10 protein-coding genes are annotated in these 11215 nt (G+C 33.0%); 3 read left to right on the top strand and 7 right to left on the bottom strand.

What is annotated here, in order from left to right; translation table 11 throughout:
* Positions 1–125 precede the first annotated feature (125 nt).
* The 7 genes from QZZ53_RS15190 to QZZ53_RS15160 all read right to left on the bottom strand — a co-directional run bounded on the left by QZZ53_RS15190 (position 126) and on the right by QZZ53_RS15160 (position 7154).
* The gene (locus QZZ53_RS15190; protein WP_296386245.1) at positions 126–1343 is read right to left on the bottom strand and encodes a folylpolyglutamate synthase/dihydrofolate synthase family protein; all 1218 of its coding nucleotides are present in this window, start codon (positions 1341–1343) and stop codon (positions 126–128) included.
* Between the two features lie 3 nt (positions 1344–1346).
* Positions 1347–2192: an energy transducer TonB gene (locus QZZ53_RS15185; protein WP_296386243.1), complete on the bottom strand. Its 846-nt coding sequence runs from the start codon at positions 2190–2192 to the stop codon at positions 1347–1349.
* A gap of 42 nt (positions 2193–2234) precedes the next feature.
* On the bottom strand, positions 2235–2627 hold the full coding sequence (locus QZZ53_RS15180) for a biopolymer transporter ExbD (RefSeq protein ID WP_296386241.1): 393 nt from the start codon (positions 2625–2627) through the stop codon (positions 2235–2237).
* Position 2628: 1 nt separating this feature from the next.
* Positions 2629–3324 carry a MotA/TolQ/ExbB proton channel family protein gene (locus tag QZZ53_RS15175; RefSeq protein WP_296386239.1) on the bottom strand — a complete coding sequence of 232 codons (696 nt, stop codon included), beginning with the start codon at positions 3322–3324 and terminating at the stop codon, positions 2629–2631.
* Between the two features lie 64 nt (positions 3325–3388).
* Positions 3389–4780 carry a sodium:proton antiporter NhaD gene (nhaD, locus tag QZZ53_RS15170; protein ID WP_296386237.1) on the bottom strand — a complete coding sequence of 464 codons (1392 nt, stop codon included), beginning with the start codon at positions 4778–4780 and terminating at the stop codon, positions 3389–3391.
* 12 nt (positions 4781–4792) lie between these two features.
* Positions 4793–6019, bottom strand: coding sequence for a Glu/Leu/Phe/Val dehydrogenase dimerization domain-containing protein (locus tag QZZ53_RS15165; protein ID WP_296386246.1), 1227 nt, complete (start codon positions 6017–6019; stop codon positions 4793–4795).
* 61 nt (positions 6020–6080) lie between these two features.
* Positions 6081–7154, bottom strand: a complete 1074-nt coding sequence (locus QZZ53_RS15160; protein ID WP_296386235.1) for an anhydro-N-acetylmuramic acid kinase — start codon at positions 7152–7154, stop codon at positions 6081–6083.
* Positions 7155–7245: 91 nt separating this feature from the next.
* Between QZZ53_RS15160 and QZZ53_RS15155 the strand changes: the two genes are divergently transcribed.
* From QZZ53_RS15155 to QZZ53_RS15145, 3 genes are all read left to right on the top strand, one after another.
* Complete coding sequence (locus QZZ53_RS15155) at positions 7246–8388, top strand: acyl-CoA dehydrogenase (protein WP_296386232.1); 1143 nt, start codon at positions 7246–7248, stop codon at positions 8386–8388.
* Positions 8389–8796: 408 nt separating this feature from the next.
* Entirely contained in the window at positions 8797–10248 is a 1452-nt protein-coding gene (locus tag QZZ53_RS15150; RefSeq protein WP_296386230.1) for an SUMF1/EgtB/PvdO family nonheme iron enzyme, read from the top strand.
* A 12-nt stretch (positions 10249–10260) separates the two neighbouring features.
* Positions 10261–11106 (top strand): T9SS type A sorting domain-containing protein, encoded by an 846-nt coding sequence (locus QZZ53_RS15145; RefSeq protein ID WP_296386228.1) that lies wholly within the window; start codon positions 10261–10263, stop codon positions 11104–11106.
* Positions 11107–11215 lie beyond the last annotated feature (109 nt).

Below are 11215 nucleotides of genomic sequence, written 5' to 3'. Positions count from 1 at the left end.
ATTCGAACCCCTGACCCCTTGGGTGTAAACCAAGTGCTCTGAACCAACTGAGCTAGTCGCCCTATTTATAAGGACTGCAAATATAGACTAGTTTTTAATATCACAAAAGATTTTTTACAAAAAAATTAAATTATTTCAGCCACAACAAAAGTGCTACCACCTACATAAATTAAATCGCTTTTATTAGCATTCAATTTTGCATAATTAAGCGCCTCATTAACACTATTATAAGATAGACCAATTAAACCATTCTCTCTAAAAACTGCTTTCAATTTATTAGCCTCTAATCCACGTTGTACATTTGGCTTACAGAAATAATAGGTTGCATTCTTTGGAAGCAAAGGAATTATTGAATTTAAGTCCTTATCATTAACAACACCAAAAACAATGTGAAGCATATCAAATACTTCAGATTGTAGTTGTTGCATTACATAAGTCAATCCTTCTTTGTTATGTGCAGTATCGCATATAATCATTGGTTGTGTTGCTAAAGCTTGCCAACGTCCTTGTAAACCAGTATTTTTTGTAACATTTAGAAGACCTTTCTTTAATTCTGATTCTGCAATTTTAAATCCTGAACGTCGCAAAATTTCAACAGATTGAATTACCGTTTTTACATTATGTATCTGATAAGAGCCTTTTAAATCACTATCATAAATATCCTTAACCAATTGATCAGCAAAGTAAATTTTAGAATTAGTAAATTTAGCTTTTTGTATAAAAACAGTTTCAGTTTCAGAATGTGTTTCACCAATAACTACAGGAAAATTTTCTTTAATGATTCCTGCCTTTTCTCTTGCAATATCTTCTAATCTATCACCTAAAAATTGTGTGTGATCAAAACCTATGTTTGTAATTATAGATAATTCTGGTGTAATGATATTTGTAGAATCTAATCTTCCTCCTAACCCTACTTCAATAACAGCAATATCAACTTTTTGTTTTGCAAAATAATCGAATGCCATGCCGACTGTCATTTCAAAAAACGACAAGCTATTTACATCGAAAAAGGTTTTGTTTCGTTTTATGAAACCTATAACAAATTGCTTACTAACAACTTTACCGTTTATTCTAATACGCTCCCTAAAATCTTTTAAATGAGGTGATGTATATAAACCAACTTTATAACCAGCTTCTTGCAGTACTGAAGCCAGCATATGACTGGTAGAACCTTTACCATTTGTACCTGCAACATGAATTGATTTAAATCGTTCTTGCGATTGATCTAGATGCTTAGAAAGTTTAAGTGTATTGGATAAATCTTTTTTAAAAGCAGATTTGCCTTTATTCTGATACATTGGTAATTGTTGGAACATCCAACTTACAGTATCTTGATAATTCATGAATTATTGACCTAGAGCGAAGTTAATACTTACAAAGCCAACTTGTATATTTGGTGCATCGTTATTAGGAGTAAACTTAAACGACAAAGCAGTTTTTCTTGCTGCTTCAAACAAACAACTCGTTCCGTTAGTACCTTTAATTCCAGGCGTAGCTTTTATAACTTTGCCATTTCTATTAACTCTAATTTCAACAACAACAAGACCTTCTACATTACACTCTTGCTTAAATTTTTTATTCGAAATTTTACCTCGCCCTCCTAAACCAAAACCAACTCCACCTTTTCCTGGTCCAGAACCTCCAAAATAACTTGGCGCATAAGGACTACCATCTAACTGTCCTTTATTTCCTCCTTGGCTATCTGGCCCTTCACCACCATCAGTATTTCCGTCAGAGTTTTTTACTCCACCTATAAGATTATCTAGTTTTTTCTTTTTCTCTTCCTCTTCACGACGTTTCTTTTCTTCAGCTTCTTGTTTTTCACGCTCTACACGTTCTGCTTCTGCCTTAACTTTAGCTTCAGCTTCTTTTTGCTTTTTTATTGCAATAGCTTCTGCATTTTCTGCAGTTATTACTTCTTCAGCTTTTGTATCAGTCTCAGTTGGCTCAACTTTTGATTCTTCAGGTTGAGATTCTTCAACAACTTTATCTTCAACTGCTTTTCTGGGTTCGCTTAATGGTTTGTTCCCGCTTCCAAAATCTGTAGTTCCAAAGTTAACAGCAACGCCATACTCTTCTGGCGGATCCATATATTGAGGTCCAACAACAAACAAAAGCAAGAGTAGAATCAGTGCAATAAGCCCTGTGATTCTTGCAGAATTACGTTTGTGTTTGGTATCTAAATATTTCACTTTATTATACTTTTATTAGTATAGTTTCAATAACAATGCCATTTAGTTTGGTTGCACTGCCAATATCACTTTAAACTTATTTCTATTTGCAATATCCATAACCTTCACTACATTTTCAACAGGTACAGATTTTTCAGCTCTCAATACAATTGTTGGAGACTCTTGCGAAGCCATTATCGATTTCAATTGGCTTTCTAAAACGCTTTCTCCTACACGTTTTTGATCAATATAATAGGTCAAATCTTTTTTAATACTAACTGCTGTAGACTTTTTATTCTCAGTCTTTCCGCTAGCCTTAGGTAAAATAATATCAATAGCGTTAGTACTTACTAAGGTAGAAGCTATCATAAAAAAGATTAATAACAAGAACACAATATCCGTCATAGATGCGAAATTGAATTCTGGTGTTACTTTATTTCTTCCTCTAATGTTCATATTAGATAGGTTCGTTTAAGTGATCTAAGAATTCAACTGAATTGGCTTCCATTTGGTGAACCACCTTATCAGTTTTCACTACAATGTGATTGTAAGCTACATAACCAACAATACCAACTATTAGTCCTCCTACAGTTGTCGTCATCGCAGTATATAATCCACTTGCTAAAACATCCATTTGAATAGATCCACCTGCATTGGCCAATTCGAAAATCGCAAGAATCATACCTACTACAGTTCCTAAGAATCCAATCATTGGTGCAACTCCAGATATAGTAGCTAATACACTTACGTTTTTCTCCAAACTGTAAACTTCTAATTTACCTGCGTTTTCAATTGCTGTGTTTATATCCTCTAAAGGCTTTCCAATTCTTGTAATTCCTTTTGCAATTAATCGTGAGACAGGTGAATTAACCTGTGCGCATAACATTTGAGCGGAGTCAATCTTACCATTACTAACATGGTCCTTAATCTGATTCATGAAATTTGAATCTGCTTTAGACGCAGCTTTAATAGCAAATATGCGTTCAAAATAAATATAGATTACCACAATTAAAAGAAGGAAGAGAATAAGAATAATTACTATTCCTGAAGTTCCTCCACTTGTGATTAATTCTATTATGGATAAGGTTTTTTCAACTGATTCACCATCAGTTAAAACTTCTGTTCCATCTTGAATATTACTTAGTAATATCATACGATAAGTTTTTAATTTTAAAGTTTGTCTAAATTATAACGTTAAGTTTTTTACTTAAGTATATTTAGAATATTGCTCTTGTTACCATAAAGGCAGCTGCACCAGCTAAAAAGCCAATTAATGCTAACCATGATATCTTTTTTAAATACCAGAAAAAATCTATTTTTTCCATTCCCATAGCAACTACACCTGCAGCAGAACCTATGATTAACATACTTCCACCTGTTCCTGCTGAATAAGCAATAAAATGCCACAATTCATTATCCAACGGTTCAGAAAACATACCTAAACTAGCCGCAACTAATGGTACATTATCTATCACTGCAGAACCAACTCCTAGTAATAAAACTACTAAATCCGAGACTCCTTCTGCATGCAATTCTGTTCCAAGCATTGGCATAGTATCTTGAAGTGTATTTGCAAAACCAAATAGAATTCCTAAAGATTCTAAAGCAGCTACTGCCATTAAGATTCCTAAGAAGAACAATATACTTGGTAATTCAATTTTAGATAATGAGTAATGTACTGGACTATGACTTGCATGTTCATGATGCTCATCAGATACTATTGTAGAAATTGCAAATTTCGAATTGCTATAAATTTCGGCGAATATAGCAACAACACCTAGTGAAAGCATCATACCAACATATGGTGGCAAATGTGTAATTACTTTAAATATTGGAACAAAAATTATCGCACCTAATCCTAAAAATAACATTGTAGAACTAAACTTGTTTTTTGGTTTGTTATCTGCTTCTTGCAACTCTAGAGTACCTTTAAATGGCTGAAGTAGTGACGCTACAAAAGTTGGTACAATCATACAAAGCAGTGATGGGATAAATAAATAAATTATTAATTTTCCTGTAGAAACTTTATCACCAATCCAAAGCATTGTTGTTGTTACATCACCTATTGGAGACCATGCTCCACCTGCATTTGCAGCAATAATAATTAAACCTGCATACCAAATTCTAATACTTCTGTCTTTTACTATTTTTTGAAGTATTGATATTAAAACAATCGTTGCTGTTAGGTTATCAATAATTGCAGAAAGTATAAATGCTAGTATAGAAAACATCCATAAAAGCTTCTTCCTACTATTAAAATTTACAGCATTCTTAATGGTAGAGAACCCATCAAAATAATCTATAATCTCAACTATGGTCATTGCTCCCAATAGAAACACCAATATTTCAGCAGTTTTACCCAAATGATGTAATAATGTTTCCTCCATCAAATGCATTTTTTCTTCGTGTGGAAGTAAACCAAAGTTATCCATTAAGCTATGTTTAGCCGAATCGAACCATTGTGAAAAGTCATCAATACCTAAAGAAATTAAAGCCCAACTTATAGCCATCATCACCAAAGCCGGAATTAACTTATCTATTTTAATATTGTGTTCTAAAGTTATGGCTAGATAACCAAAAACAAAAACGAGAATTATAACGGTTTCCATATTAAGGGGTATTTAGATTAATTGTTTTAGCGCAGTCTCAAAGGCTGTCTCGCTAATACCAATCTTTGTTGAATTATTTTTATGTACTTCTTTTAATGCTTTTCTAATCACACGAGAAGTGTCTTTAAAAATAGCTTCATCTGTCATTTGTACTTTACGTTCCATAAAATACGCGAAAACCCTTGCCATACCACAATTTGAAATAAAATCTGGTATTAAGCTCACCTTCTGATCCGTATGCTCCATTATTGGCCCAAAGAATATTTCCTTGTCTGCAAAAGGTACATTGGCACCACAAGTAATAACTTCGAGTCCTGTCTCTATCATTTGGTCAATTTGATCTTTTGTAACCAATCTCGAAGCTGCACAAGGTGCAAAAACTTCGGTCTGTAATGACCATATCCTTTTATTAATCTCAGTGAATGGTATTAAGTTATCAGCTACAAGTGTATTTCCTTTTTTATTAAGGTACAAATCTGTAATTTCTTTGAATGAGAATCCTTCTTCATTAATTAATCCACCAACTCTATCAATAATACCAACTACTTTAGCTCCCATTTGAGCAAAATAAAAGGCTGCAGCTGCACCAACATTTCCAAAGCCTTGGACAACAACGCGCTTTCCTTTTATAGAATCGCTATTGATATCATAAAAATGCTTTGCCGCAACTGCAACACCAAAACCAGTAATCATGTCTGCGACAGTATATTTTTTACTTACATCTGGTGAGTATTTTGTGTTCTCAATCACCTTAATTACTCCATGTCTTAACTGACCAATCCTATTAATTTTATCAGCTATTGTTGGTTTAAAGTGACCTTCAAAAACACCCTCTTGAGGATGCCAAACTCCACTTTCTTCAGTAATTGGAATTACTTCGTGAATTTCATCTACGTTAAGATCTCCGCCTGTGCCATAATAGCTTTTTAATAATGGGGATACAGCTGCATACCATCGCTCTAGCACACCAGTTTTTCTTGAATCTTGTGGATCGAAATTAATACCAGACTTGGCACCACCTATTGCAGGACCTGAAACCGTAAATTTAACTTCCATAGTCTTTGCCAAGGATAATACTTCATTTTTATCTAAGCCTTTGCGCATTCGTGTTCCTCCACCAGCAGCACCACCTCTAAGTGAGTTGATTACTGTCCAACCTTCTGCATCTGTTTCGGAATCATTCCAATGAAATACAATTTCTGGCGGCTTATTTTCGTAGGTTTGAAGTAACTTTTTTATCACTTTTTTGTTGTTTAATTAGTTGTAACAAATATAAAAAACAATCAAGGCTTAATATAAATTAAACATGATTTTTAGGAATTAATATTTTACCCGAAGAATGATCTCTTTTTGCACCTGTAACACTCTTTAAACAATTCACCTCATTTCTTTCTTTTAGAATCCCTAAAAGTCCAAAAATTAAAGCTTCTTTAAACTCGAGGATTTCATTTTTTGGGATTATAATTTCAGATTTTGAAAGCTGTTTTATTCTATCAATAAGAAAATCGTTGTAAGCACCACCTCCTGTAACTAAAATATCCGTTCCATCCTTATTAAGGATATTTGAAATTTGAAAAGCAACATGTTCTACAAAAGTTCTAAGAACATCTTCCATCTGGAGATTAAAAGATTCAATTAAAGGAAAAACATTCGTTTCTACCCACTCTAGACCTAGTGATTTTGGAGGTCTTTGATCATAAAAAGCAAGCTTATTTAATTTAAATAACAATTCTTCATTAATCGCTCCTTTAGAAGCTAATTGGCCTTTATCATCGTATTCTAAGTTTAACTTTGAAACATAGTGATTCAACACAATATTTACAGGACAAATATCATACGCAATTCTTTCAGAATGATCTTCAAATGAAATATTAGCAAAGCCTCCTAAATTTAAACAATAGTCATAATTATGAAACAATAATCGATCACCAATAGGAACTAAAGGTGCTCCCTGTCCACCAAATTCTACATCTTGCAATCTAAAGTCACATATCACTTTAGTATTCAATATATCTGCTAAAATTTGTTGGTTACCAATTTGAAAAGTTAAACCCTCTATAGGTTGATGTAGAGCAGTATGTCCGTGAGAAGCTATAAAATCAATTGTTTCAAGGTTATTTTCTTTTATAAAATCTAAAATTACAGTTGCTAAATATTCAGAATATGATTTATCTATTCTTTGTAATTCGTCTAAAGATTTGTTTACTAATTGACTCAAAGTCAATTTCCAATCCTGTGAATATTTTATAGTTTCGGAATGATGGATTTCAAATTCCCAACCTTTATTATATATATAAGAAGCATCTATGATATCAATACCATCAAGAGACGTTCCTGACATTACTGCTATAACCTTATAAATAGATTTTATCATATTAGTAAAAATAATATTACTTATTGAAAATACCGTAAGAAAACTTTATCTTTGCTTGAATTTTTTATCAAATCATTAATTAAAATTTTTTATGGACTTTAACTTAACAGAAGAACATTTAATGATTCGTGATGCAGCTAGAGACTTTGCACAAACCGAATTACTACCTGGTGTTATAGAACGTGATAATGCACAAACGTTTCCGGATGAATTAGTCCGTAAAATGGGTGAGCTTGGATTCCTAGGAATCATGGTAGATCCAAAATATGGAGGAAGTGGTATGGATGCTATTTCTTATGTATTAATTATGGAAGAATTATCTAAAATTGACGCATCCGCTTCAGTTATGGTTTCCGTTAATAATTCATTGGTTTGTTATGGGCTTGAATCTTATGGAAGTGAAGAGCAAAAACAAAAATATCTAACCAAGTTAGCCACAGGAGAAAGTATTGGTGCATTTTGTTTAAGTGAACCTGAAGCTGGTAGTGATGCTACTTCACAGAAAACAACTGCGATTGATATGGGAGACCATTATGTCATAAACGGAACTAAAAATTGGATTACAAATGGAGGTCGTTCTGATGTTTATTTAGTTATCGCTCAAACCAATAAAGAAAAAAGACACAAAGGTATTAATGCTTTTATTATAGAAAAAGGAATGCCTGGATTTGATATTGGCCCTAAAGAAGACAAATTAGGAATTAGAGGCAGTGATACGCATACACTTCAATTTAATGACGTAAAAGTACCTAAGGAGAATAGAATCGGTGAAGATGGATTTGGTTTTAAATTTGCTATGAAAACCCTCTCTGGAGGACGAATTGGCATTGCATCACAAGCATTAGGTATTGCAGCAGGTGCCTATGAACTAGCTTTAAAATATTCTAAAGAACGTAAAGCTTTTGGTACTGAGATTTGTAATCATCAAGCTATTGCTTTTAAATTGGCTGATATGCACACAGAAATTGAAGCTGCAAGAATGTTGGTAATAAAAGCTGCTTGGGATAAAGACCAAGGCAATAATTATGACATGTCTAGTGCAATGGCGAAATTATATGCAAGTAAAGTTGCTATGGAGCATACTGTTGAAGCAGTTCAAATACACGGTGGAAATGGTTTTGTAAAAGAATATCATGTTGAGCGTTTAATGCGTGATGCAAAAATCACTCAGATATATGAAGGAACTTCTGAAATTCAGAAAATTGTTATTTCTAGAGGAATAATTAAAGGGTAAACAATTAAAAATCATATTATTAAAAAGACTCAACATTTAGTTGGGTCTTTTTTTATACCAACAATATATTTTCCTCCTTAATAGAAATGGTTCTTTCCCATCTATACAATTCTATTTAAAATATCACCTATAAATAGACAACTTAAAGACACTCATCGACACTTGTTTAACAGTTGTGGTGGTGAAATAATACTAACGAAACAATTGTTATATGATTTGAAACACTATAGATGGTGACTATATTATTGTTTCAAATTACATCTATCCTAATGTTACATATGTGGCACTCTTTTTTACATATGTGATATCTGCTAACTGTAGTATAAGATAATTTTGAAAAAATTTAAAAGAACATGTTTACATCTTTTAAATAAAGACACCAAAGCATACAATTAAAACTTCAAAATTATGAAATCAAAAATCACATTATTATTATCATGTATTGCTTTCTGGTTTTCTAATGCTAACAACATTAATGTTAGTAATATTTCATTAGAAAACTTAAATGACCCTAATTGGGTTCAGGTCGAATTTGATTTAAGCTGGGAAAATTCCTGGCGATTAAGTGCAGGTCCATCCAATTGGGATGCTGCTTGGGTATTTATCAAATATCGTGTAAACAGTGGAGATTGGATACACGCGCAATTAAATTCTTCAGATTTTGTTGCTGCTACAGGTAGCATTATTGATGTTTCGAGTGATGGAACTGGAGCATTTGTTTACAGAGATGGCGATGGCAGTGGTGATTTAAACTTACAAAACATGCGCTTACGATGGGATTATGGAGCTATTGACACCAATGATATAATAGATATACAAGTATTTGCAATTGAAATGGTTTACGTTCCTGAAGGTGAGTTTGGTGTTGGTGGAACAACAGGAGATGAGATTGGTAAATTTTACTCCTCATTACCTAACATACCTTATAATGTATCTTCTGAAAATGCTATAACCGTTTCTAATAGTGTTGGAAATCTTTACTATGATAATGCTATGGGAAGCCCTGGAGATCAATTAGGTCCTATACCAACAGAATTTCCTAAAGGCTTTAATGCCTTTTATTGTATGAAATATGAAGTGAGTCAAAGTCAATGGGTCAGCTTTTTTAACACTCTAACTGAAACTCAAAAAACTGAGAATGATGTTACTGGTATTATAGGGAAAAATTCTGATGATGAATTTAGTAGAAATGCAGTTTCATGGATAGATGGTACTGCCAATGCTACAACTACTAATCCTGACATACCATTAAATTATGTTACAAATCTTAGAGTAGCTGCATATTTGGATTGGTCTGGACTTAGACCTATGACTGAATTAGAGTATGAAAAATCATGCAGAGGACCAATAGCTCCAAAAGCTGGCGAATTTGCTTGGGGAAATGCTAACGTATCAATTAATGAATATAACTATATCAATGAATCACAACCCAATGAATTAGTCACCAATCCTGAAACAGGAACAGGCAACATGGTATATGTCACAACAAACGGTACTCTTAGCGGGCCAAAAAGGTGTGGTATTTTCGCTGCTAGTGCCATCAATAAAACTAGGGAAGAAACTGGAGGAAGCTATTATGGAATTATGGAATTGAGCGGTAATCTATATGAACGCTGCATTTCTGTAGGAAACCCTGAAGGAAGAAACTTATCAAACATTAACGGAGATGGCATTCTTTCAAATGCAGGTTTGGCCAATGTTAGTACTTGGCCTTTAAGTAATGAAGGTTGGGGATTCAAAGGCGGATCATATATAAATCAAGCAGATTTTATACGAGTTTCTGATAGGAATGATGCAGCTAATGGCTTCAGTGGATCAAATAGCAGGATAGGCTTCAGAGGTGTAAGATCTGCTAATTAGATTGAATGAATCATGGCAAATAAAATATATATAATAATACTTCTAATCTCTAGTCTGGCAAATGCACAATATTTTGGTGGGTCAGAAGATGGGAGCGATCAGTCTACATTAACTGGAAGTAGATTAAACGGAAATATTGCATCTTTTTCAGTACTCTATCAAGGTAGTTCGGGTGACGGATTTGATATGCAAAATAATCAACTCATTCTTTCAAATACAATCTTTGACATATACAATGGTCAGTCTAGTGATGGTTTTACTCAAAAAACTACAGCATTAACTCTCTCAGGAAGTAAAATAAACAGTTTGTATTATGGGAATTCTGGTGATGGATTTTCTCAAAGCGATTATCAAACAGTTCTCAACGGACAAGATTTAACTATACTATTTTCTGGTAATAATGGAGATGGATCTGATAATGAACAAACTTTTGGCTTGCTCCTAGGAGGATTTATGAGTGATTTATTTAAAGGTGGAATTGGTGATGGATTTACTAGTGCTTTTAAACCTAATAATTACTTGTCAGGACTTATGTTAGTTCTCTTTAATGGCGGAAATGGTGACGGATTTGCAGTTAATAATTATACTACTGCACTCACTTTAGATATTGTAGAACAATTAATCAGAATGGAAGTATTACTATACCCAAACCCTGCAAGTCAAATTGTAAATATAAAATCTAATGATGGTCTTACAATTACTTCAGTAGAAGTATACGATATCTCTGGAAAAAAAATAAATATAAAACTGTCTAGAAACAATAGTTTAAATATATCAAATCTAGCAAATGGTGTATACCTATTGAACATCATCTCAGATGACAGAAGTGTTACAAAGAAATTAATAATCAAAAAATAATTTTATTACTAAATCAAAACCAGTATTTCAGTTCCATAGTTTAATTGATATACTGGTTTAAGTTTTTATAGAATTAATTACTAATTTTAGTTCAGCATAGGTATACTTG

The organism is Winogradskyella sp., from assembly GCF_016744625.1.
Classification (GTDB): Bacteria; Bacteroidota; Bacteroidia; order Flavobacteriales; family Flavobacteriaceae; genus Winogradskyella.
Note: the sequence above shows the minus strand (reverse complement) of the source record. Positions and strands in the feature narration are given on the sequence as shown.